18 protein-coding genes, 1 tRNA gene and 1 pseudogene are annotated in these 24,272 nt (G+C 65.6%); 10 read left to right on the top strand and 10 right to left on the bottom strand.

Annotation, left to right across the window (positions count from 1 at the left end; translation table 11 throughout):
- The first annotated feature begins 33 nt into the window (after positions 1-33).
- Positions 34-1,389 carry a Gfo/Idh/MocA family protein gene (locus NMB40_RS17075; RefSeq protein ID WP_494359188.1) on the top strand — a complete coding sequence of 452 codons (1,356 nt, stop codon included), beginning with the start codon at positions 34-36 and terminating at the stop codon, positions 1,387-1,389.
- A gap of 170 nt (positions 1,390-1,559) precedes the next feature.
- Here the strand turns inward: NMB40_RS17075 and NMB40_RS17070 are convergent.
- Positions 1,560-1,636 (bottom strand) — tRNA-Arg (locus NMB40_RS17070).
- Positions 1,637-1,789: 153 nt separating this feature from the next.
- Here NMB40_RS17070 and ubiA point away from each other — a divergent pair.
- Positions 1,790-2,683: a 4-hydroxybenzoate octaprenyltransferase gene (ubiA, locus tag NMB40_RS17065; protein ID WP_494359187.1), complete on the top strand. Its 894-nt coding sequence runs from the start codon at positions 1,790-1,792 to the stop codon at positions 2,681-2,683.
- A 17-nt stretch (positions 2,684-2,700) separates the two neighbouring features.
- Positions 2,701-4,131, top strand: a complete 1,431-nt coding sequence (locus tag NMB40_RS17060) for a short-chain fatty acid transporter (protein ID WP_282243079.1) — start codon at positions 2,701-2,703, stop codon at positions 4,129-4,131.
- On the opposite strand, the gene NMB40_RS17055 is transcribed toward NMB40_RS17060, so the two are convergent.
- From NMB40_RS17055 to NMB40_RS17045, 3 genes are all read right to left on the bottom strand, one after another.
- Complete coding sequence (locus NMB40_RS17055) at positions 4,107-6,947, bottom strand: type I restriction endonuclease (protein WP_494359186.1); 2,841 nt, start codon at positions 6,945-6,947, stop codon at positions 4,107-4,109. The genes NMB40_RS17060 and NMB40_RS17055 overlap by 25 nt on opposite strands.
- Positions 6,948-7,165: 218 nt before the next feature.
- The gene (locus tag NMB40_RS17050) at positions 7,166-8,632 is read right to left on the bottom strand and encodes an HsdM family class I SAM-dependent methyltransferase (protein WP_494359185.1); all 1,467 of its coding nucleotides are present in this window, start codon (positions 8,630-8,632) and stop codon (positions 7,166-7,168) included.
- A gap of 2 nt (positions 8,633-8,634) precedes the next feature.
- Entirely contained in the window at positions 8,635-9,234 is a 600-nt protein-coding gene (locus NMB40_RS17045) for a restriction endonuclease subunit S (protein WP_494359184.1), read from the bottom strand.
- 385 nt (positions 9,235-9,619) lie between these two features.
- Between NMB40_RS17045 and NMB40_RS17040 the strand changes: the two genes are divergently transcribed.
- Positions 9,620-9,760 carry a hypothetical protein gene (locus tag NMB40_RS17040; protein ID WP_282243088.1) on the top strand — a complete coding sequence of 47 codons (141 nt, stop codon included), beginning with the start codon at positions 9,620-9,622 and terminating at the stop codon, positions 9,758-9,760.
- Positions 9,761-9,810: 50 nt separating this feature from the next.
- Here the strand turns inward: NMB40_RS17040 and NMB40_RS17035 are convergent, their stop codons facing one another.
- Together NMB40_RS17035 and NMB40_RS17030 are read right to left on the bottom strand one after the other, a co-directional pair.
- Positions 9,811-11,145, bottom strand: a complete 1,335-nt coding sequence (locus tag NMB40_RS17035; protein ID WP_494359183.1) for a peptidase MATCAP family protein — start codon at positions 11,143-11,145, stop codon at positions 9,811-9,813.
- 115 nt (positions 11,146-11,260) lie between these two features.
- Positions 11,261-11,938, bottom strand: a complete 678-nt coding sequence (locus NMB40_RS17030; protein ID WP_494359182.1) for a VOC family protein — start codon at positions 11,936-11,938, stop codon at positions 11,261-11,263.
- 255 nt (positions 11,939-12,193) lie between these two features.
- On the opposite strand from NMB40_RS17030, the gene NMB40_RS17025 reads away from it, so the two are divergent.
- The 4 genes from NMB40_RS17025 (at position 12,194) to yidA (ending at position 16,158) form a co-directional block, all read left to right on the top strand.
- The gene (locus NMB40_RS17025) at positions 12,194-12,694 is read left to right on the top strand and encodes a hypothetical protein (protein ID WP_494359181.1); all 501 of its coding nucleotides are present in this window, start codon (positions 12,194-12,196) and stop codon (positions 12,692-12,694) included.
- 15 nt (positions 12,695-12,709) lie between these two features.
- Positions 12,710-13,270 carry a hypothetical protein gene (locus NMB40_RS17020; protein ID WP_494359180.1) on the top strand — a complete coding sequence of 187 codons (561 nt, stop codon included), beginning with the start codon at positions 12,710-12,712 and terminating at the stop codon, positions 13,268-13,270.
- A gap of 172 nt (positions 13,271-13,442) precedes the next feature.
- Positions 13,443-15,173: a peptidoglycan-binding protein gene (locus NMB40_RS17015; protein WP_494359179.1), complete on the top strand. Its 1,731-nt coding sequence runs from the start codon at positions 13,443-13,445 to the stop codon at positions 15,171-15,173.
- Positions 15,174-15,321: 148 nt separating this feature from the next.
- Positions 15,322-16,158, top strand: coding sequence for a sugar-phosphatase (gene yidA, locus NMB40_RS17010; RefSeq protein ID WP_494359178.1), 837 nt, complete (start codon positions 15,322-15,324; stop codon positions 16,156-16,158).
- Here the strand turns inward: yidA and NMB40_RS17005 are convergent.
- The gene (locus NMB40_RS17005) at positions 16,155-16,865 is read right to left on the bottom strand and encodes a basic secretory protein-like protein (RefSeq protein WP_494359177.1); all 711 of its coding nucleotides are present in this window, start codon (positions 16,863-16,865) and stop codon (positions 16,155-16,157) included. The genes yidA and NMB40_RS17005 overlap by 4 nt on opposite strands.
- 235 nt (positions 16,866-17,100) lie before the next feature.
- Here NMB40_RS17005 and NMB40_RS17000 point away from each other — a divergent pair, with 235 nt between their 5' ends.
- Positions 17,101-19,848, top strand: coding sequence for a TonB-dependent receptor plug domain-containing protein (locus NMB40_RS17000; RefSeq protein WP_494359176.1), 2,748 nt, complete (start codon positions 17,101-17,103; stop codon positions 19,846-19,848).
- A 233-nt stretch (positions 19,849-20,081) separates the two neighbouring features.
- Positions 20,082-21,947 carry an asparagine synthetase B family protein gene (locus NMB40_RS16995; protein ID WP_494359175.1) on the top strand — a complete coding sequence of 622 codons (1,866 nt, stop codon included), beginning with the start codon at positions 20,082-20,084 and terminating at the stop codon, positions 21,945-21,947.
- A 104-nt stretch (positions 21,948-22,051) separates the two neighbouring features.
- Here the strand turns inward: NMB40_RS16995 and NMB40_RS16990 are convergent.
- From NMB40_RS16990 to NMB40_RS16980, 3 genes and pseudogenes are all read right to left on the bottom strand, one after another.
- Positions 22,052-22,543: pseudogene (locus NMB40_RS16990) on the bottom strand (magnesium chelatase subunit ChlI family protein); the annotation flags it as partial.
- Positions 22,544-22,949: 406 nt separating this feature from the next.
- Positions 22,950-23,531, bottom strand: coding sequence for an HAD family hydrolase (locus NMB40_RS16985; RefSeq protein WP_101099233.1), 582 nt, complete (start codon positions 23,529-23,531; stop codon positions 22,950-22,952).
- A gap of 283 nt (positions 23,532-23,814) precedes the next feature.
- Positions 23,815-24,234 carry a cyclin-dependent kinase inhibitor 3 family protein gene (locus NMB40_RS16980; RefSeq protein WP_232767658.1) on the bottom strand — a complete coding sequence of 140 codons (420 nt, stop codon included), beginning with the start codon at positions 24,232-24,234 and terminating at the stop codon, positions 23,815-23,817.
- Positions 24,235-24,272 lie beyond the last annotated feature (38 nt).

The raw sequence follows: 24,272 nt of genomic DNA, 5'->3' as shown, positions 1-24,272 counted from the left end.
CGGCCGGCGCGTTTCCAAAGGGAGTAACGTTCCATGAAGCGTAGGGAATTCATTGCCGCCGGTGCGGCCCTGGCCGCCACCAGCCTGCTGCCGGAAACCCCGGCCTGGGCACGCGGGCGCACGCTGCGCCTGGGCCTGATCGGCACCGGCATGCGTGGCCAGGTGCTGCTCAAGGAGCTGGTCCGCCGCGACGACGTTGACGTGGTCGCACTGTGCGACATCGAACCGATCATGCTCAAGCGCGGCATGGACATGGTGGCCAAGGCCGGCAGGAAGGCGCCCACCGCCTACGGCCAGGACGGTGACCGCAACGCGTGGAAGCGCCTGCTTGAACAGCGCGGCCTGGACGGCGTGATCATCGCCACGCCGTGGGAATACCACGCCCCGATGGCGATTGCCGCCATGCAGGCCAAGGTTGCCGTGGGTTGCGAAGTGGTGGCTGGCATCACCCTGCAGGACCACTGGGACGTGCTCAAGACCCAGCTCTCCACCGGCACCCCGTACATGCTGCTGGAAAACGTCTGCTACCGCCGCGACGTGATGGCCACCCTGCAGATGGTGCGCAACGGCCTGTTCGGCGAACTGGTGCACCTGCAGGCCGGTTACCAGCACGACCTGCGCGGGGTGAAGTTCAACTCCGGCGATCCGTCGCAGCCGTACGACAGCGGCGTGGAATTCGGCCCGCATGCATGGTCCGAAGCGCGCTGGCGCACCCAGCATTCGGTGGACCGCAACGGCGAGCTGTACCCCAGCCACGGCATCGGCCCGTGCGCCATGTACACCGGCATCAACCGCGGCAACCGTTTCACCCACATCAATGCGTTCGCCAGCAAGGCGCGCGGCCTGCACGAATACACCGTGGCCAAGAGCGGCGGCACCACCCACCCCAGCACCAAGGTGAACTTCAAGCTGGGTGACATCGTCACCACCACCCTGGCGTGCGAGAACGGCGAAACCATCCTGCTGCAGCACGACACCTCGCTGCCGCGACCGTACTCGATGGGCTTCCGCGTGCAGGGCACCAAGGGCCTGTGGATGGATGTGAACCAGTCCATTCATATCGAAGGCCGCAGCCCGCCGCACAAGTGGGAACCGTTCCAGGGCTACCAGGACCAGTACGAACACCCGCTGTGGAAGCAGCACGCCGACACCGCCGCCAGCGCCGGCCACGGCGGCATGGACTGGTTCGTGATCCACGCCTTCGTCGAAGCCCTCAAGGCCAAGGCGCCGATGCCGATCGACATCTACGACGCCATCACCTGGAGCGCGATCACCCCGCTGTCGGAGCAATCCATCGCCAACAGCTTCCAGACCCTGGAGTTCCCGGACTTCACCGCCGGCCTGTGGCAGCAGCGCAAGCCGATCTTTGCGTTTGACGGGACGTATTGATCAGTCTTCGGACACTGCAGCCACGCAGGGCGTGGCTCTACGTCCATCGGCCAGAATGCCCCGGTAGAGCCACGCCCTGCGTGGCTGCACGCAAATCCAGAATGCCCGGGTAGAGCCACGCCCTGCGTGGCTGCTCGGCAAAAACCGGCAGAACGGGAATGCAAGGAAGATGGTGCGCCCGGAGGGATTCGAACCCCCGACCAATGGCTTCGGAAGCCACTACTCTATCCGGCTGAGCTACGGGCGCATCTTGAAGAGCCGCCGCACCACCAGCGGGCCGGGGTGGGCATCGCAGCGCCATGAGGCGGTGCGGGACGGGCATTCTATCCGTAAACGCGGCGCAGGTCTGCCCCCTTGGGTGAATCGCGCCGGACGCGGGCCTTGGCGGTATCCTTTACGCATGGCTTACGAACGTTTTGACGCCTCCGCCGGTGCCCCGCCGTCGCGCTGGGGCCAGTACTGGAAACTGATGCGCGCCGATCGCCCGATCGGCACCCTGCTGCTGCTGTGGCCCACCTGGTGGGCGCTCTGGCTGGCCGCCGGCGGGCTGCCGCCGCTGTGGATCCTGTTCGTGTTCACCGCCGGGGTGTGGCTGACGCGTTCGGCCGGCTGCGTGATCAACGACTACGCCGACCGCTGGCTGGACCCGCACGTGAAACGCACCAAGGACCGCCCGTTGGCCAGTGGCCGGGTATCCGGCCGCGAGGCGCTGGTGTTGTTCGCCGGGCTGATGCTGGTGGCGTTCGTGCTGGTGCTGACCCTGAACGCGCTGACCATCGGCATGAGCTTCATCGGCATCTTCCTGGCCGCCAGCTACCCCTACCTCAAGCGCTACACCCACCTGCCGCAGGTGTACCTGGGCATGGCGTTCGGCTGGGGCATCCCGATGGCGTTCGCCGCCATCCAGGGCGAAGTGCCGGTGATCGGCTGGCTGCTTTACGGTGCCAACATCCTGTGGTCCACCGCGTACGACACCTGGTACGCCATGGTCGATCGCGACGATGACCTGAAGATGGGCTCGCACTCCACCGCCATCCTGTTCGGCGACCTGGACCTGGTCATCCAGGGCATTCTGTATGCGCTGTTCCTGGGCACCATGGCGCTGGTCGGAGTGCGTGGCGGGCTGGGGCTCTATTACTGGCTGGGCGTGTTGCTGGCCGCCGGGCTGATCACCTACGAATTCTGGATCGCCCGCAAGCGCGAGCGCGACCCGTGCTTCAAGGCGTTCCTGCACAACAACTGGGTGGGTGCGGCGTTGTTCGCCGGTATTGCAGCAGCGTTGGCTGCCCAATAAAAATGGGAGGGTAGGGCATGGCGAGCAACGCAGCGGCGGCACCACGGGACGGCTGGATGGCACGCGCGGCGCTGCGCTCAGCGGCCTGGGCCGAGAAGTGGTTCCCCGACGCCTACGTCTTCGCGGTGCTGGGCGTGGTGATCGTGGCCGTAGCCGCCATGAGCTTCGGTGCCACGCCGCAGGCTACTGCCAAAGCCTTCGGCGACGGCTTCTGGAGCCTGATTCCCTTCACCATGCAGATGGCCTTCGTGGTCATCGGCGGCTATGCGGTCGCCACGGCCCCCGTGGTGGCGCGCTTCATCGAACTGCTGGCCCGGGTGCCGCGCACCGGCCGTGGCGCGGTGGTGTACGTGGGCCTGATCAGCATGCTGGCCTCGCTGCTCAGCTGGGGCTTTTCGCTGGTGTTCGGCGGGCTGCTGGTACGCGCGCTGGCCCGCCGCCAGGAACTGCAGATGGATTACCGCGCCGCCGGGGCCTCGGCCTACCTGGGCCTGGGCGCGGTGTGGGCGATGGGCCTGAGCTCCTCGGCCGCCCAGCTGCAGGCCAATCCGGCCAGCATGCCGCCCGGCCTGGTGGAAATCACCGGCGTGCTGCCCTTCACCGAAACCATCTTCCTGTGGCAGTCCATCGCGCTCACCGCCGCGCTGATCCTGGTCTCGCTGCTGATTGCCTGGCTGACCGCCCCCGGTCCGGCCACCGCACGCACCGCCAGCGATTTCGCCGGGGCCGCGCAGGCCGAACCGGAGCCGCTGCAGCCGCGCACGCGCGCCGGCGAATGGCTGGAGTACAGCCCGTTGCTGACCGTGCTGCTGTCGCTGCTGGCCTTCGGGTGGTTGTTCAGCGAGTTCGCCAGTAAGCCGGTGGTGACCGCGATTGCCAACCTCAACACCTACAACTTCCTGTTCATTTCGCTGGGGCTGCTGCTGCACTGGCGGCCGCGCAGCTTCCTCAACGCGGTGGCCAAGGCCGTGCCCAGCACCACCGGCGTGCTGATCCAGTTCCCGCTGTATGGCGGCATCGCCATGATCCTCACCCATGCCGTGGGCAGTGGCGGGGAAACGCTGGCCCATCGGCTCTCCACCGTGTTCGTGCACATCGCCACCACCGATACCTTCGCGCTGGTGATGGGCATCTACTCGGCGGTGCTGGGCTTCTTCGTGCCCTCCGGTGGCGGCAAGTGGATCATCGAAGCGCCCTACGTGATGCAGGCCGCCAACGAACTGCACGCCCACCTGGGCTGGGCCGTTCAGGTGTACAACGCCGCCGAGGCGCTGCCCAACCTGATCAACCCGTTCTGGATGCTGCCGCTGTTGGGCGTACTCGGGCTGAAGGCGCGCGACATTGTCGGCTTCACCTTCATCCAGCTGCTGGTGCATATCCCGCTGGTGCTGGGCCTGTTGTGGCTGCTGGGCATGACCCTGACCTACGTGCCGCCGGTGATGCCGTAACGCGGCCAGTGGGGCCCGCATAGCACCACGGCATGCACCACGGCCGCCAGCTGCGGCTCCCGCAGGTGGCCCCGCAGCATCTGCTCCAGCCGGTCCCGCACGTACATATCGAACTGGTGCGGCGGTTGGAGTTGCCCTTTGGCGACCAACGCGTCGATCCGGCGGCCGAGCTGCTCGTACATTTCCTTGTCCAGCGTGGTGTCGAACAGACTGGCCAGAACCTGCTCGCCTCGGGAGGACGGCGTGCCCGTGTCACCGGCCTGGGGTGGTTTCTCCACCGCTTTCTCCAGTGCCTGCAACGCCGCAAGCCGCGCCTGTGCGGTGCGGAACTCCACCAGCACCTGACGCAACGCGGTCCGCCCACGCTCCACGGCATCAGGGTCCGGGCCGGTGTCCTGCAGGTGCTGGCGCAGGCGGGTATACAGCTGGTTGGCGCTCTGCGCCGCCGACGGTTCGACCGGCTCTAGCGGACCCAGCAGCTGGTAATCCATCGGCTGCTCGCACACCTGCGCGGCCTGCTCGCGCGCCCAGTGCCGCACCCTTCGGTCTTCGGCGTTGAAGCGATGGTTCTCCAGTGCCAACCGGCTTACCGCATCGCGCAGTAGTGAAAACCGGTGCAGCAGGGCGCGGTACTGGTCGCCCAGCAGCGATGGCTTGCCGGTCAGTGCGGTCTCGGCCGAGATGGCCAGCTGCAGCCGCTGCCCGAAGGCAGTGACCCGGCCGTGCAGCAGGTCGCGCCGGTGCCGGTGCAGGTCGATGTCATCACCCTGCGGGCCGATGTCCCAGTCGGGCACAAGGTAGTCACGACAGGCGTAGAAGTCGTCGGCGGCATCGGCCGGCAGCAGGCTGTGCAGGCGTTGGCGCTGTATGCCCAACGCCGGATGGTTGTCCTGCACCGGTAACGGCAGCCACTCGGGCGGTGCCGCCGCAGGGCTGTCGCCGGTGTGGAAATCCACCAGCATGGCCGTGCGTTTGTCCGGATGCGGCGCGTTGATCATGCCTACCGTGCGCAGCCGCTCCGGTGCAGTAAGCGCGCGATCCACATACAGCACGGCCCATCGCGCATCCTGGCTTGCCGGCAGTTCGCCATGCACGATCACCAGCTCCACCTCCGGCGGGATGCGCTCCGAGCCGCGGTCCGTTGGCAGGCCCCGGTTGTCGAAACCCGCCACGTGGGTCTTCAAGCGCCCATCCACCGAGAGCGCGCGCTGGTAGTCCAGCGCCTGGTGGACCGTTCTCACCAGCAGCGCGGCGCGAAGCCCGCGTTCGGCCAGCCGCACCAGCTCATGGAAATGCTGGCTGATCGCGGTTGCAACCTGGGCCACGCGCCGGGAGGGGGAATCCCCGTCGGGGCGGGGGCCGACGTCGCGCCATGCCTGCACCACCACGCCATCGGCGACCGCATGCTCGGGCGGGTATTCGTACAGCCTTCGGCCAGGATCCAGATCGGGCAACGGTGCGGCAACCGGTGCGGCCACGAGCGTCAGCCAGGTTGCCTGCGGCAGGCAGCGGCGCAGGCGCCGCAGCAGGACGGGATCGCTGTCCCAGAAATCGGCATCCACCAGCAGGACGATATCGTCGTCGATGTCGGCCACCTCGTCATCGGCGGTGGGCAGCCTGGCCCTGCGCGCCCAACCGCGCAGGATGCGCAGCGGAACCTCATGCGGCGAGGGGAGCCTGCCGGCCAGGAACTCGGTGAGCTGGTCTGCAGGCAGCGGCCCCGGCCGTTGGCGCCGGTCCTCGGGAGGCGGTGTCAGCCGGATCAGCGGCTGCAGCACGCGAATCGGCCTGAACGCCGCATCGGCGCGCAGGGCCTGCAGCAGCCACTGCCGCGTCCGCTGCAGCCCACTGCCGGTTGCCAGGCACAGCTGTCCGCCGTTACGGCGGCCGCTGGCATCGCGGGTGCCCAGTGCCTGCAGCGCACACTGCACCGCAAAGAACTGGTTTGACCGGATCAGACAGCGCCGGCCGCCTCGGCTCTCTCGCAGGAAATGCCGTATCAGCTGCAGGAACCGCGGCGGCGACAGCACGCCATGCAGCAGTTCGGCATGCGTGGACCACGGCGGGTCCAGCGGGACATCGGAGAAAGGCAGTGCCGTATCGCGCAGCCGGGTCTGCGCGGCCCGGCTCCAGCCATGCTCGCGCCATTTCACCCACGCATGTGCAGGCGTGCCCACAGCGGCATGGCGGCCGCCCCGGCGATCCAGGCTGAGCAGCAGCTGCGCGTGCTGCACCGGTGGGTTGACGGGCATGCTGCCCAGGCCGCGCAACAGGTGCCGGATGCCATCGTCCACGGTTCCCCATCGGCTGTATGCATCGCGCTCCACGCAGGCCAGCACCACCAAGGGAATCCCGTTGACGTAACCGACCAGCTCGCGGACGTTGCGGTCGTGCGCACCCGTCATGGCCGGGGCATCGGCCACATCCCAATGGTTGCGCTGCACATGGTCCCAATCGATCAACGGAACCGGAACCGAGAGGCGGCGACCATTGGACAACTCCAGTTCCGTATGGACGCCGCTGACCAGCAGCCGGTGCACAGCGCTGCTGGAGGCCACCCAATCCAGGCTGTGGCAGCACATTTCGGCCTCGGCAATGATCCGCTCGAAGGAAGTGGGCGAAAGCGCCACGCGCTCGCCTTCCCACTCGTACCGATAACGGCGCAACCATGGCAGCAGCCGCTTCTCCAGCAATGCGCTGTGGTGTTCGCCGCGTAACGCTGCCACTGCGCGCTCATCAAGGGGATTCCAGCCCAATCGCCGCAGCCACCCCAGTACGGAATCGCGCACACCGAACCTGCTGTGGGGGGTGTTCATGCGCGCCCTCCGTGTTGTGAACCGAAGACAAGCACGCAGAGGCCGTCGAATTTCTGGCGAATGATGTTCATGGCACCAGTCTGGACGAACGAATGCTGCCGTTGCTGTGTGCATCGTTCCGTTTCATGCGTTCGGCGAGTGCAGTGCGCAACGCATTCTCGATGCATTTTCCAATCGAGATAGTTTCGGTCAATTGCTGAGCGATTGAAGCGACGGCGTCAGGTCAGATCCGACAGTTCCCGCTCCAGCGCATCCAGCTCGGCATTCAACTCCGCCTGGAGGGCCACAAAGCGCGCGGACAGCTCCGCACGCTGCGCGCGCAATGTCGCAAGATCGGCGGTGGCGCAGCGGGCCGCCGGCTGCACGTAACGCGCAACGCTCAGGGTGCCGCCATTGCGGGCAAGTTCTTCAGAACTGGCCAGATACGCCACGCCGGGCGCCGTTCTGCGCTCGCTGCAGAGGCGATGCAGCGTACGCGCGGCCTGGTCACCCAGGCGCGGACCGCGCTTTCCACGCGTCGCCATCCCGCGTGCATCGACAAACAGCACGTCGTCATGCCGGCGCACCTTGCGCATCACCAGCAGTGCGGTGGCCACCGAGGCACCGGCAAACAGCCGGTCGGGAAGGCCGATGACCATGTCCACCAGGTTGTCGTCCAGCCAGCACTGCCGGATACGCGCCTCTTCGCCATCGCGGAACAGCACCCCGTGCGGCACCACGATGGCCATGCGCCCGCGCAGCGGCTCCAGCGTGGCCAGCATGTGCTGGATCAGCGCGGTATGCGCCCACTGCCGGGACGGGACCCCCTGCAGGAAGCGGAAGTAGGGATCGTGGCTGGCCTGCGCCGGCGCCCACTTCAGCGAAAGCGGCGGGCACGAAAGCGCCACATCGAAGCGCTGCAATTCGCCTTCCTGCAGCAGCGGTTCCTCCAGCGGGTCGCGGGTGTACAGGCGGGGGGTGTCGGTGCCCTGCAGCAGCAGGCGCAGCCGGGCCATGGCGCACTGCATGGCATCCGGGTCCTGCCCATACAGCGGGTAGCGGGCCGGGCCTGCCGGGGCAAGCGCACTCTGCTCGTCACGCATCCAGGTGGCGGCTGCCCGCAGCACGGCCCCCTGCCGGCAGCTGGGATCGTAGACCGCCTCATCGGCACAGGGGTGGGTGAGCGCCGCCATCAGCCAGCTCAACCCGGTGGGCACCTGCGCAGGCAGCAGGGCATCCACCGCATCGCCGACGTCCGCGCGGGGCCGGCCGCGCTGCTGGCGGAAGTCCAGCGCCGGCAGCGAAAGGCGCTCCAGCACCTGCAGCAGCGCGGCATCGCGCACGGCCGGGTCGTCGGGCAGCGCATCCTCCAGCTTCAACGTCGGGAACAGCCCACCCAGCTTGCGCGGATTGGCCAAGGCAAACACCCGCAGGGCGTTCATCACCCTCAGGCCGTTGCCTTCCGCATGACGCTGCCGGAACAGGGTGTCGAAGCGTGCCTGGAGCGGAACGGAGTAGGGCACGCAGCGCGGCGGCTCGCCTGGCGAGTACGGAATGGCCGGGTTGCCGTAGTACGCGGCGTCGCTGGCCACTTTCAGCAGCAGCAACGCCAGGATCAGGCAGGTATCGGCGTCCGGCCGCTTGCCCTTTTCGAGCGCATCGCGGGCATGGACAAGCGCGGCGAGCGTGGCGGGAACATTACACACCCTCAACCCGCCTGCTCGCCCAGGAGGTGCGCCGCATAACGGGCAACCTCCTGGTGACGGGCGGCGATCATCCGCTCGCAGTGGCACTTCTCAAGCTGCGCGGCCCTGGCGATGGCAACTATCCGCTGCTGCAGGAGCAGGGGAGGCAACTGCACGCGCAGCTCCTCGATAGCCACCTTGCGAAGACTCTGCTGGCGCGATCCTGCGGATTGCCGGCGCAGCTGCTCCTGCGCCGTTTCCTGATTCAGCTGCCACGCGAGGAAGGCGGGCATGACCCGCTCGCGGTCGCTCACCCGGATCACATACAGGTGAGGGCTGCAGACGGTGTCCAAGGGCGGATTGCACAGCAGCACGGCAAGCGGATGGGTGCCACGTGCGGCAAGCAGCACATCTCCCTCCTGTACCCAATCCGGCGCCTTGCGTGGGTGCAACCGCGTACGCAGAAGATCGTCCGGATCGTGCACGCCGGCTGCGCCGAGGTTCTTCAACTGGATCACCCGGACCGGCCCATCGGGGAAGGCGGTGATGGCACCCCGGAAGGGATGTCCCTGGCGGATGCTGGCGATGTCCGCGAGCTTCGTACTGCGACGAGGATTGTTCATGGGGCGAACCATGCGTGGCACGAATTCGCACGTCAAATGAGCGTTCTGCACCATTCGGAATGGTGCAGTGGGACCCCCGGAAAGTGATACCTGCACCGCAAAGTTCGAGAGGCGCAGCGTTCGATTCGACGGATTTGGGTAGGCGGGATCAATCGGCAAAAATGCGTTGCGCAAACCCTGGCGACGGAGGTCGTCGCAACGCCCCACATTCATCCAGCTGACTGCGCTTCGCTCCATATACGGATTCCGTCTACGCATAAGCGATGGCGTAGGCGGCGGCCAGGAATTGACGAATTTGTATTCAAATTGCCACGTCGTTTTAACGAGCCCATCCACACGATTGACTCGACCGCGGCATACCGCACGCGGCACCCGGAGACCCGACATGGCCCAGCAGCAGCGTAATCAGAGCTCCCAGAACCGGCGTGGTGAGGATCAGGAGCGCGGACGCGACCAGCAGCAACAGCAGCAGGAACAGCACCGCAACCAGAATCAGCAGCAGGGCTGGAAGGACGAAGAAGAGTGACGGCTGGCTGTAGCGCCGACCGATGAAGGCCCCGCTCCGGCGGGGCCTTTCTAGTGCAGGGAACCCAGTTCGGCAGCGGCCATCAGTTCATCCTCCACCGCCGAGAAGCGCTGCAGGTCGAAGGTATCCAGCCGCATCGCCTGCGCGGCCGTGGAGAACGCCAGCGTTGCCAGCACCCGCTCGGGGTGCTGCGCCCACGGCGGTACATAACGTGGCGCTGCAATCAGCCCACTCTCCCGGTACGGCGCCAGCGTGACCAGGTCGCCCAGGTCCACCCGCCCGCAGAACAACAGCCGCAGCGTATCGCCCCGGTTCTCATGCAGGGCGCGCTTGATGAAGGCGGTCACCAGCAGCAGCCCTTCCAGGTAGGCGCCATCCTTGGTGAAGCACACCCGCCCGCGCACATCGCCGCCCCGGAAGATGCGGGCCGCACTGCGGTAGCTGTCCACCTCCGTCTGCCCGGCGGCGAGGAACGCGCGGAACACCTCGATGAAGTCCGCGCCCTCCAGGGCTTCCTGCAACCGCACCACCCGCAATGCCAACCGGCGCAGGCGGTTGATGTCCATCGCCCCGGTGATGATCTCCGAGAACGTGGCCAGCCCTTCCTGCGTGCGCGTGGTACGCGGCGCACCCGCGCCCAGGCAGCGCAGCCACGGCTGGTGCTTGCCATTGAGCAGGGTGGCCGAGTGGATGAAGGCCTCATGCTCGACCAGCTGGTCCAGGTCCAGCTGCGAAAACAGCGCATCGGCGCGCAGGCGGATCACTTTGCTGCCGGCGGCGGCCTTGGAGGCCAGTTCGGTATCCAGCACCACTTTCACCTCGTCGTCGGTGAAGAACGGCTCGATGCGCTGGCGCAGCAGCACGGAGAAATCCGGCGCGGGAATGTCGTACTGGATGCGCGGCACGTACTGCGAGCCGATCAGCTGGTCGGTGATGGCCAGCATCTGCGCGGCCGACTGCGCCGTGGTGGTGGTCTGCGAGCGGTACTGGGTGCCGGGCTGGCCGTACAGCAGCGTGGAGCAGGCGGTGAAGCGCGGGTTGCCGATGTTGGCCAGCATGCTGGCGGCCACCCGGTAGCTCCACGCGGTGCGGTACAGCCAGTCGCCCACGGGATGGCCGCGGTCCAGGTGCTGCAGGATGTCGTCCAGTGCCGCAATGGTGTCGGTGTGGTCAACCGGCTGGGTCGGCGGGGCGGGCATCTCTGGCGATCCACTGCGCCAGGAGGCCAGGAAGCGGGTTTCCATCTCTATTGGCCACGCCAGCCCGGACAACACGCGGATCCTGTTGCCGAGCTTGGCCAGCCGCGCATCCACTTCGAGTAAAGGCGCAAGCGCAGGGTCCGCCTGGGTAGGGTCGGGGCAGGAGGGGGACGTGACCTTTTCCACGGCGGTACCCTGGCTTGAGCACCATCCCACTGTGTTGGCAGCCGGCGTCCCCGGCAACCGCGCTTCTACCTGCCGGAAGGCAGCAAATGTACTGGGCGCAGGTGAATGGGGGCGATCAGACTGCGGCCGGCGCGCGCAGCTGCCAGCCCTGCGCGGGGTCGTCCAGCACGCCCGCCGTCACAGCGCCCAGCGTCACCACGATCCCGCGCGCGTTGGGCAGCACCTTCTGCTCCGGGAACCAGCAACGGGTGGCGTCCACCACGATCAGCAGGCCCTCGTCGTCGCCCAGCGCGGCGAAGTGCGGCACCGGCGGGCTGAGGTAGCCCAGCCCGAACGCGGCTTCGGCGCGTGCGCCCAGCGCGGCCACGTCGGCCGTGGGCAGCCCGACCTCGCTGACGCAGGTCAGCTCGCTGCCGTGGAACTCGCCGACCCGTCCGGACGCAGGCAGCCTGCGCCGCCCGATCAGTTCAAGGATCAGCCCGTCAGGGCCATCGAAGTAGATGGATTCCGACTCCCAGCGCCCGCCAAAGGTGAAGTGCGCCTCGCCCTTGGCATTGCGCTGCAGCGGTGTGCGCGCCAGCAGCCACGTGGTGGCTGCCTCGAAACGATCGGCCGGCACGTTGAAGGCCAGGTGCACGCCGCCGACCGGGTCGCTGCCCGCCGGGCGCAGTTGCACGTCCGTCCAGCCGATCCGCACCACGCCGTCCTGCACCGGTAGCTGCAGCACTTCTGCGAAGTAAGCGCCCACCTGTGCAACATCGGAAACGGGAAGCTGGAGCGTATGGATGCGCATGGAACCAGGCACCGGAAGCAGGAGGTGATGTCAAAAGGCTGACATCGCCCGTTGGGAGAATGGACTCTCGGCCCTTACAATGTGATGAGCTTCACGTTAACTACGTGCGTTTCATCACGCATGTCGTCACCACCCCGGTCCGTGGGCGGGATGTGAACGCCATGGCATTGGCGCGCCGCTATGCTACGCCCCCCGGCGTAGTGTGATGCGCGCCACGACACGAATCAGGAGGATCCGTTGTCCCATCATCGTCCCATGACGCTGCTCGCCCTGTCGCTGAGCATCCTGCTGGCCGCGTGCAAGCCCGACGCCGCCCCGACCGCTCCGGCAGATGCCGCCGCACCCGTCGCCGCAGCACCTGCTGCCGCCCCGGCCGCCGCACCGGCCACTGCCGCCGATGCTTCCGCCACCTGCGAACTGGCCGATTTCGATGCGTTCCTGCCGGAGTTCGGCAGGAAGATCACCCTGCAGGAGAAGTCGGTAGCCGACCCGCTGCTGAGCGAACGCTACGACACCGAAGGGCAGGGCGAGCCCACCCTGGTCAGCGAGAAGGTGCCGCTCAGCGAGGTCACCTGGCCGGTCATGCCCAATCCCTCGGGCCTGAAGGCCGTGGGCCGCGAGATGCAGGTCACCAAAGAGGCCGACGGCAGCATGAAGGTGCTGATCCGCACGCCCGATACCAGCAACCAGCAGTCGTACTACTTCGCCCAGCGCCCGTGCTGGCAGCTGGTGCGCATGGCCGATGAGTCGATCTGATCCAGGGAGCTGGTGATGTCCACACTGCGTTTCGTTCCCACTGCCGCACTGGCGTTGTTGCTGGCTGCGTGCAATGCACCCACCGGGGGCGGCGGCACCGCCGCCACTCCGGAAACCGCTGCTGCGCCCGCGGTCGCAGCGGCGACTACCCCTTCACCCACACCGCAAGAAGAGAAAGGCATGCACAAGGAATGCCCAGGTGCCACGTTGCACCTGACCGCGTTGCCGGCCAAGGACGGTGACACCACCCGCACCCGCCTGGAGATCGAGAAGGACGGCCAGCGCCGTGCCATCGAGACCCCGGCAGAGCTGGGTGACTACACCGCTGTTGGCCTGGCCTGCGCTGAAGACAAGCAGGGCGCTTCGTATTTCGTGGTGCAGTACGGCGAACTGCCGTTCGGCTGCGCGTTCTGCGAATGGTTCACCCTGTACGACGCCGATGGCAGGCAGCTGACCCACAACACCCCGCCCCTGCGCGGCGAAGCCGATGCACAGTCGCCCAACAATGACGAGTACTCGCAGCTGATCGCCAAGCTCGGCATCACCCACCCGGAGGTGGACTACATCGAAGACTGAGCTGGACATCGACATGACGTCGATGCGCGTTGCCCGGAACATGAATTCTGGTACGTAACGGCCGCGCGCCGATACACAACGCAGCGGTAGGTATCGACCGTTGGTCGATACGCTTCAAAGGAGCAACACCCCTTAAGGAAAGCCCCTTTCTCATAGAATGGATAGCACAGACATGCCAAACGACATCTACACCAACATGGTGCAGCCCGCCGGTGCTGCGTACCGCAGCAACCAGATCGAATCGTGGAGCCACTACCGCGAGCCGATCGACGAAAGCCGCCCGCTGCACGGCCAATCGCGCCGCTGGGGCGATGCCTCCCCCGAAGTACAGTCGCGTGTGATCGACTCGCTGATCGAGTCCTCGCGCGAAGCCGGCCTCACCCCGCGCGAAACCGCGTACGTGCTGGCCATCGCCCGCGTCGAATCCGGCTTCAACCCGGATGCCGCCGCCGGCACCACCTCGGCCTCGGGCCTGGGCCAGTTCATCGACCGCACCGGCAAGCACTATGGCCTGAACAACGCCAACCGCTTCGACGTCGACGCACAGTCCGACGCGCTGGTGGCGCACTTCGTCGACAACCGCAACCTGGCACGTGACCGTGGCCAGGGCGAAGACTACATCTACAAGTACCACCACGATGGCCCGACCAAGGACTACGGCGGCCTTGGGCTGTCGCAGCGCAAGGTCGCGCCGCACTTGGATGAGTACGAACAGTTCGTCAACCAGCGCCTGAGCCAGACCCAGGCGCAGGCACCGGCCCAGCCGCATGCCGTTGCGGGCGCCGCCGCGGCCGTGGCCGGCGCTGCTGCCATTGGCGCCGCTGCCACCCAGGCACGCTCCTACGAGCACACCATGCAGGTGATGCTGCCGCCGCAGAACGGCGTCAAGCCGCACATCACTGGGCACTTCGGTGAGCACCGTGGCGAGAAGAGCCATGGCGGCAGCGACTTCAACTACGTCGGTGGCCAGACCGGCCGCAACCTGCAGCACCCGACCATCCACGCGCCGATCGCCGGCACCGTGACCTCGGTGGGTGGCAAGTACGGCACCGTCATGATCCAGGACGCGCAGGGCAACTCGCACCAGATCCTGCACATGCAGGACACCAAGGTGAAGGTCGGCCAGCACGTGGAGCCGGGCGATGCCATCGGCACCATGGGCGGCCGCGGCCCGCAGGGCGCCAACCAGTACGCCCAGCACGTCCACTACCAGATGAAGGATCCGGCCGGGAAGCTGATCAACCCGGAGACCTACTGGAACAAGGGCATCCAGCAGGAAGCGGGCAAGCAGGGGCATGCGCACGACCATGACCACGCGCCGGCCGGCACCCTGCGCAAGGGTGACCGCAGCGATGAAGTGACCAAGCTGCAGGAAGAACTGAACCGCCTGGGCGTGCGCGATGCCAACGGCAACCGCCTGTCCGAAGACGGCAAGTTCGGCGACAACACCCGCGAAGCGGTGCAGGCCTTCCAGAAGCAGCAGGGCCTGAAGGACGACGGCATCGTGGGCCGGGAGACCTTCGGCAAGCTGGCCGCCACCCAGGCGCAGGGCGCGGAAACCCGCACCGCCACCGGTCCGCAGCTGGGCGAGAAGGGCCATGCGGACACGCCGCTGCACAACGCGATCCGTGGCCAGCTGCCGGCTGCCATCTCCAACGAAGCGGCGGCCAACGTCACCCTGCAGGCCAAGCAGGCCGGCATTGATTCGCCGGAGAAGCTGCAGAGCGTGACCGTGCAGGATGGCAAGGCGTTCGTGATGGGCACCACCCCGGGCTACCGCGCCGCCGTGGACCTGAGCGAGGCGCCGTCGCTGGAGCACACCAACGCCCAGCTGCAAAGCAACAACGCCAGCCAGCAGCAACAGGTGCAGGAAGAGCAGCAGAAGGTGGCGATGGGGCGCTGAGCCCCACCCGCGATCTGTGCAACCGCGTGTGTGGTATGGAGGCCAGCCGGGGCAACCCGGCTGGCCTTTTCTTTGCCGGGGCGCCACTGGCTTAAACTACGCTGCGGCTGCATCGCAGCGTTTCTGGCAGTGAACGAGGTTGATCGAGATGGAGATGGGACGCCGCCAGCCGGCCATTGAACTGGTGGCCATCGATATGGATGGCACGCTGCTGGACCCGGCGCACAACCTCACCCCGCGTGTGAAGCAGGCCATTGCCCGCGCACGGGCGCAGGGCGTGCGGATCGTGTTGACCAGCGGCCGCCCGGTATCGGGCCTGGCCCCGTTCCTGGAGGAGCTGGACATCAACGGCGCGGAGGACTACTGCATCGCCTGCAACGGCGGCCTGGTCACGCGCGTGGCCACCGGTGAAGTGGTGGTGGAGTACCCGCTCAGCTTCGATGACTTCCTGTTCTGCGAGCAGGTGGCGCGCGAGGTGGGCGTGCACTTCCAGGCGCTGGATGGCGAACGCCTGTACACGCCCAACCGCGACATCAGCATCTACACCGTGGCCGATTCCCACCTGTCACGCGTGCCGCTGTCGTATCGCAGCGTGGACGAGATGGACCCGGCGATGTCCTTCATCAAGCTGATGATGGTCGACGAACCGCAGGTCCTGGACGCCGTCATTCCGCGCCTGCCATCGGCGCTGACCGAGCGCTTCGCCGTGCTCAAGAGCGCGGCGTTCTTCCTCGAAGTGTTCGACCACCGCGCCGGCAAGGGCCCCAGCCTGCAGAAGCTGGCCGAACACCTGGGCATCGACCGCACCCAGGTGATGGCCATCGGCGACCAGGAAAACGACCTGACCATGCTGCAGTACGCCGGCACCAGCGTGGCGATGGGCAACGCGGTGGACATCGTCAAGGCGACGGCACTGCACCAGACCACCCCCAATTCCGAAGACGGTGTGGCCCTGGCAATCGAGCGTTTCGTGCTACGCGATTAAGCGCCGCGCGCGGCATTACCCTGCTGCGCGACATACGCTTCCCAAAGCGCCGCCAGGTCCTCCCCGGTGTGCGCCTTCCACAACGCCGGCGTATAGCTGCCCTTGCGCAGCGCCGCATCCAGCGCCTTCACCAGGCCCGGATGCCCGGCCTCGCTCCACTTCAGGAACGCACCGGTGACACGGTAGCCGGTGTCCACCTTGTGCTCCGGCTTGACCTGCGAAGGCAGCGCCCAGCCGCCGGCCGCGTTGTCCACGCCGTAATGATCGCGCGCATAGTCCGCGATGCCCTCCACCAGCCACGAAGGCGCCTGCTCGCTGGCGTAGCCCGGGTAGCCCTGCACGATGTGCATGGCCTCGTGGGTCACCAGGTCGGTGTCGTTGGGGTGCTTCTCCAGCCAGCGCGGGTTGATGGTGATGGTGGCCGACTTCTCCTTCTCGCCCACGTAGGCAACCCCGTCATACGACGGGTCCATGACGATGCGCACGCTCGACGGCGCGGCAGGATGGTAGTCGCTGCGTTCGCGCGGATAGGTGGCGAAGAAGGTGGCGATGATGCGGTCGCGTACGGCAGCAACCGTTGAACCGCTCTGGTCCTGGTAGGTGAGGGTGACGCCATCGCGTGTCTGTTGGATCTCCGCCGCGTGCGCAGCGGGAAAGGCGAGGGTTGCAGCAACGACAGGGACGATCAGGCAACGGCGCAAACGCATACGCGGCACTCCAGGACGTGATGGGCAACCGCGCTGATCCTGCAACACGGCCAAGGCGCGCCGCAAGTGCCATTTCGTTCGATCTAAGCGCTTGGAAATGGTTTCATTTCAAATTATTGACAATTGATTTAGATCGATCTAGAAAAGCTGCACCCCACGCCCCACGGAACCCCCTGCACCCCAACTCTCCTGCGCCGATGCGGCGCCGGGAGACCTTGTACTGGAGATCTGCAAGATGAAGCGCACGTTGCTGTCGTTGCTGGTGTCATCCGTACTGCTCCACCCCCTGGCCGCACAGGCACAGGCGTCCCCCTCCGACGAAGAAGGCGCCACGCCGGCCACCCACCAGCTGGATACGGTGAACGTCACCGGCTCACTTATTCCGCGCGCGCAGATCGAAGGGCCGTCGCCGGTGACCACCATCACCGCCGAGGAAATCGAAGCACAGGGCTTCACCACGGTGTTCGATGCGTTGCGCTCGCTGCCGATGGCCAACGGCTCGGTGCAGGACTCGCAGGGCACGGGGTTCTACACACCGGGCGCGAAGACGGTCAGCCTGTTCGGGCTGGACCCGAGCTACACGCTCACCCTGCTCAACGGGCGGCCGCTCAACAGCTATCCGCTTGCCTACAACGGCAACACCAGCATCGTGGACATCGCCAATATTCCGCTGGGCATGGTGGAACGCATCGACGTGCTCACCGGCGGGCAGTCGTCGGTGTACGGCTCGTCGGCGGTGGCGGGTGTGATCAACATCGTGCTGAAGGACAAGGTGGAAGGCACTCACTTCCGCTACCGTGCCGGCGGCTACAGCGACGGCGGCGGCTCCAGCCAGCGCTTCATCTTCAGCAGCGGCCATTCCTTCGGCAACCTGGACCTCAGTTACGGCCTCGAATACACCAAACAGAAGCCGATCTTCGCCTCCGACCGCAGCTACATCGACAGCGTCAACGACAGCCCGACCGGGCCGCAGGACCCCTCGCGTACCTTCCTGCGCATGCAGATGTCGCCCAACGGCTACATCGACCCCGGCCAGGCCACCTGCGCACCGCTGTCCTATCTGTTCGGTGGCAGCACCACCTACGCGCACCGCAACGCGGCAGGCACCGGCTATTACTGCGGCAGCCCGGACAACGTCGGCACCGCCACGCTCTACAACAAGAGCGAGGACGTCAACGCCACCACGTTCCTGCGCTACCACCTCAGCGAAACCACCGAGCTGTACTCGGACATCCTCTTCAGCTTCGGCCGGCCCACCTACTCCGGTGGCAGCCCGTTCTGGAACAAGACCTTCTACAACCAGACCACCGGCAACTACGAGCAGTGGCAGCGCATCTACGCGCCCGAAGAAGTGGGCATGGACGCGAAGGACCAGCGGGTCTATACCCGCTCGTGGAACATCACGGCCGGCGCACGCGGCGGGCTGGGCGACACCGGCTTCGACTACGACGTGTACGTGAACCGATCGAGCACCGACGTCACCCGCAAGTCCACCGATTTCCTGGCCACGGGCGGTGTTGACGACTACTACCTTGGCCCGAAGCTGGGCATGGTCAACGGCTACGAAGCCTACGCGCCGAACCTGGGCGTGCTCTACCAGCCGCTCACCCGCGAGCAGTACGACCAGTTCAGCGGCACCAACCGCGCCGCGTCCTCCGCATCGCGCACCGGGGTCACCGCGCTGGTGACCAACACCTCGTTGTTTGGCCTGCCTGCCGGCGATGTCGGCTTTGCGATGATCGTGCAGGGCACCCGCGAGAAGTTCTTCAACCAGTCGGCCGATCCCAATGCCGCGGTGCTGTTCCGCGGCCAGACCGCCGGCACCTCGGCCGAAGGCCAGCGTGATCTGTACGCGATCGGCGCCGAACTGCAGGTGCCGATCTTCGACACCTTCAGCGCCAATCTCTCGGGGCGCTATGACAAATACTCCCTGCAGGGTGGTGGTGGCAACGGCAAGGCAACCTGGAAGCTCGGCCTGGAATACCGCCCGATCGACTCGCTGCTGCTGCGCGGCAGCTATGCCACCGCATTCCGCTCGCCGGACATGTTCTACCTGTACTCACGCGAAAGCAGCGGCTACACCACCAACGTGGACACCTTCCTGTGCCGCAGTGCGGGCTACACCTCGGAGAACTTCGATGAGTGCCCGCAGGCGTCGTTGTCGGTGCTGTCCTCCAGCACCGGCAACCGCGACCTCAAGGACATCACGGCCGAGACCTTCACCTATGGCGTGGTCTGGTCGGCGCTGGACAATGCCCTGAACCTGTCGCTGGACTACAACTCGGTGAAGATCGAGAACGAAGTCTCCATCCTGGGTACCGACAGCATCCTGGCCACCGAGGCCAACTGCCGCCTGGGGACGTCCGAGAACGGCGACGTCGCGTTCGACATCAACTCGCCAACCTGCCGCCAGGTGCTCGCCCAGGTGCAGCGCCTGCCGGCTACCGATCCGCTCAATCCCAACGGCGTATCCAAGGTCTTCTCCTATCCGATCAACCTGGCCAAGCAGCGCCAGACCGGTATCCAGGCCTCGGGCGACTACCGCTGGAACGCAGGGCGCGCAGGCGACTTCGGGGTGACCGCGGGCTATTACCGGCCGCTGAAGCACGAGCTGCAGCAGCAGGAAGGCGACCCGGTCTACGACATGCTCTGCTGTGGCTATTCCAATGAGCTGCAGTACCGCGCCACGCTGGGCGTGAACTGGAACATCGGCGCGTTCAGCACCAACGTGTACGGCGTGCGCAACGCCCGCACCTGGAATGCCACCGGCGAGGAACGCAACATCGGCCCGTGGACCACCTGGAACGCCACGCTCAACTACCGCATCAACAAGCTGGCCAGCGTGCTGCTGACCGCCAACAACCTCACCAACGAACGCCCGCCGGTGGACACCACCAACGGCAACTGGCCGTACTACGACCAGGGCGTGTACAACGCCTTCGGCCGTTCGATGTTCGTCGAGCTGTCGCTGGACTTCCAGTAAGCAGGACAAGATCCAACCCTACCGCCAAAGTATCGCGGTAGGGTTGGTTCCCAAACAACCGCCGATAGCAGCCCAACACCCGGTAACGCATGACCGGCAACGAAGCAGAGCCCACCTCAAACTGAACGCCCGCACCATCGCAAAGGCTGCTTTGAAAGTACTTGCATGGCTCAGCATCGACGCAAGCCACACCCTGATGCGGCTATAGAAGATTTGATCGGGTGGAGCAGTACGTGTCGGCATTGGCAGGAAGTTGGATAGCCCACAGGGAGGTGTGCGGCAACGAGTTGAGTAAGACAGCAAGGCGGCTGGCCCATTCCCTCGCACACCGTGGCCGGCATTCGGCGGTGGTGGAGCGATCTGGCTCGGGCCTTGCGCTGGCTACGGTCTCGGTGCTGGATGAAGCAAGGTGCCTGGCCTCCAGCCCGGATGGCCGATACCTCGTGGCCACCGGCGGATCCGGCGTGGCAGCCGGTGCCGCGTCGGCGGCGCAATCCATTGCCTACCTGCTTCCGGAAGTGGGCGTCATCGAGGCGCTGCGCCGCGTGCAGGACCCGCTGAGCGTGGCCGTCTGGGACGAGCATGCGCGAACGCTGACCCTGGCCCGGGATCGCATGGGTCAAACCGATATCTATTTCAGGCGCAGCCCCTTCGGCCTGGCCTTCTCCTCCGAGCTGAAGACGCTCAGGCAGGAAGACGGCGGATCCCCGGAGGTGGATCCGCACGCGATATCCCAACTGTTCCGCTACGGGTACATCCCGGCACCGCTGACGGCCTATCGTGGCATCTACAAACTTCCCGCCGGTACCCTGCGGGTGTTCCGCCTTCCGGGCGTCCCCGAACGGCACCCTGCCGGCGAGGCAGCAGGACCGTTCGTCCCCTACTGGACCCTGCGGCAGGAAGCAGAGGCACAGATGGCCTCGCGCACGCAGGCGACGCTGGGCCGTTCGGTGGACAAGGTAGTCGCCAGCCTGCAACGTGCGGTCTGCGCGTCACGCGGCGGCGCTACTGCCACCCTGCTGTCCGGGGGCGTGGATTCCAGCCTGATCGCCGCGTTGCTGCAGCGGCAGAGCGTAAACGCCGTGGACACGATCTCGGTCGGTTTTGATGTGCCTGGGCACGATGAATCGGAGTGGGCCGCCGAGGTGGCCAGACTGCTCGGCACCCGCAACACACGCCTGCTCATGGAGGACGCGAACGCGATCCGTCTGGTCGAGACCATGCCGCGCGTCTTCTGCGAGCCCTATGCCGACTCGTCCGCGATTCCAACACTGCTTGCGGCAGAGGCGGCCGGTACATCGTGCAGCACGATCCTCACCGGTGATGGCGGCGATGAGCTCTTCTTTGGCCACGCGTCGTATGTGAAGGCGCTGCGCAACCATGGCCTGGTTCGGCATCTGCCCAGGCCACTGCGCCGGGCGTGCGGGGCGTATGCCTCGCGTTCGCCGGAACGGGCACGGCTGGGGGGGATCGCAGCGCTGATCGCCGAAGCCAGGTCCGCTTCCCTTGCCGAAACCTACCTGGCGCGCGTCTCGCGCTGGCGTGATCCGTCGCGTGCGCTGAAGGCGGCGAATGAACCCGCGCATCCCTTCCTGGACGCGGCCCTGCATCCCGTCGGCGGCCACCCGGGTGAGCTGCTGCTCTACCTCGATCAGAGCAACGAACTGAGTGAAGGGCTGATGACCAAGTCCGACCGCTCGTTTGGCGCATTCGGTGTGCAGGCAAGGAGTCCATTCCTGGACCCTGAGGTGCTTTCCCTGGCGTGGAGCACCCCGTTCGAGCACAAGCTGCACAACGGCGAGACCAAGGTGGTGCTGAAGCGCGCGCTTGAGCGCTACCTTCCCGAGCACCACACCCGACGCCCGAAGAAGGGCTTCGGCGCCCCGGTTGCACAATGGCTCAACGGGCCACTGCGGGACTGGGCCGAGGAACTGCTGGACCCGATTGCCATGCGCAACCGCGGCATCCTCGACGAACACGTTGTATCGGCACTCTGGAAATCGTTCGTCGACGGCAACCGGAAGTACCACACCCACCTCTGGCCGGTGCTGATGTTCCAGGCATGGGATCGTGAGTGGAACGGGAAAAATGCTCCATGAGCATGTCCGTGGCAGGTCTGTGTCGGTGGTTGCGCAGGCGCTTCAGGAGAGTGCCGGGTCTCAACGAAGGATTCGTCATCAAGGACTGATACCGGAGCACCGGCTCAGCCCACCCCTCCTCGGTCCACCTGCCGGTAGCCGATGGCCTCGGCCAGATGCGCGGTGGTGATCTGGTCGCAATTGGCCAGGTCCGCCACGGTGCGGGCGACGCGCAGGATGCGGTGCATCGAGCGCGCCGAGAGCTGCAGCTGTTCCACGGCCGCTTCCAGCAACTGCTGATCGGCGGTGTCCAGTCGGCAGTGCGCATCCAGCTCGGAGGGCAGGAGTTGTGCGTTGGCCTTTCCGCTTCGCTCAAGCTGAACGCTGCGTGCCGTGACCACGCGGCCGCGTACCGTGGCGCTGTCTTCGCCGCACGGTGCATCGCTGCGCACTTCGCTCGGTTCCAGCCTCGGCACCACCACATGCAGGTCGATACGGTCCAGCAGCGGGCCGGAAATGCGGCCGCGATAGCGCTGGATGGCGTCGCCGCTGCAGCGGCAGCGACCGCTGCGGTCGCCAGCCCAACCGCACGGGCAGGGATTCATCGCTAGGGTTATCAACCCCGTTATCTGCAAAAATGATCCCAGTAGCACCTTCCATGCCGGACCCTGCAACCGTCCGGTTCTTCAGTCGTGGCGTTTGACCGCCCATTGGTGTCCCTCAACCCGCTTTGCGCTTGTCTGGCCGGGCGACGAGAGTCTGGTCGAATTCGTTGACCGCAGACACTCGGTTGGCGCGTCAAAGTCTAGGAAAAGAATCAGGTACGACGCCTACTGTGGCCCATACCATCCGCACCCTAGGACGAAGCTAGGACTCACGGCGGCCAGCCCTTATCCACCCTCCCGCCATCCGGTTTGAGTGAATAGCACCAACTGGGAATCGAGCCGTCGTGGCCATTCAAGAACTGACACGGTGATTTGGCTCAATGAAAGCACGCTTAGCTGACACTGATAGTTTCTCACTCTACGCTTTCAAAAAGCCGGGATGCTCGTTTCCTCGCTGCGATAGCAGATCGCGCCATCCTCGTTTATCGACTGCACGGATATTCGGCACCTCCTCAAGCACTTTTAGATAATGGATCAGATGCAGCAACTCATCATCTGACACGTCGCCGAGGAATTCCCGTGCCAGAACTAAATTCCCATAGTTCCGAGCGTACTTGCTAGCGGTGTCATCTATTCCGATGATCTGGTCCAGTGTGAACCCATGCTTCTTCAGCTTCGCTATCCGCTTCTGTGTTGAGTAGCCGCCTTCCTCCCAATCCCTAACTAAGCTGCACCTCTCGGATGACCATACAAATTCTAGGGGACGCTTTGGCATCAACTGTGCGACAAGAGGCTCAGCGTAGAGACGTCCAGACGATGTCCAAACGCCGACCCTAAACCTTGAGAAGGCGAAGTCCAGAAATGTGTCGAGATGGGGCCGCTTGTAGACGTGATACCCGACGACACTCAGATCCGCTGGACGATCCAAGGGGCGCTCAGTTGAGAAGACGAGCGTTTCATCAAGGTCTAGTACCAGAAGCTTCCTTTCTCGGAGACTCATGGGCGTTTCTCCTTATTCTGATGTCGCTGTTTGGCGGATGTCGAGATTCGTTCTGCACCGTGACCCTGCTGGTACGCATGCGGAATCAAGAATTCCTTGATCGAGCTCCGGGATCTGAGGAGGACCAAATACACTCGCCGCCCGAAAGTGCTACGGGGTGGTCTGGCAAGGCTCATCAATCGGCGATGGTCCTCCGCCGGTTCTTTCCTATCCGATAATCTCGAAAGGACGTCTTTCGATCAGTCAGAGAGTCAATGGCGGAGTCCGAGCCATTTCGCGCCGGCTATACTCTGTGCTCTTCAGCCCACTTGTGGATGAAGCATTCTTGCTCGAGTGTCTCTACAGCTCCGGGACGAACCCTTCGTACCGCGAGGATCGCGCTTTCAGCATCACTGTTCGTCTTAGTGCTCAATAGAAGCAGCGAGGCAACTAGTCCTGCACGACCCAACCCTCCCTTGCAATGCACGACTACTCTTCCTCCGTCGAGCAGGGCGCGACTCAGATATGGTCCGAGCTCCTTCCAACGTGCCAGGAAGCGGTCGTCTGGCGCGCTACCATCCGTGATAGGCAGTCCATGCCAAGCCAAGCCATGCTTAGCAGCATGATCAGGTAGGGAGGAGATCCTGAGGTCCTCGAACTCCCACGGCTCGATAAGCGTGATCAAAAATCTTGCGCCCCAAGCACGAATCGCCTCCAAGTCCATGTCTAAATCCCTAGCCCAAGCGCCAGTCATTGCGCTCT

The organism is Stenotrophomonas sp. FBCC-B152 (assembly GCF_059134105.1).
This window is presented reverse-complemented; position numbering and strand designations above follow the sequence as displayed.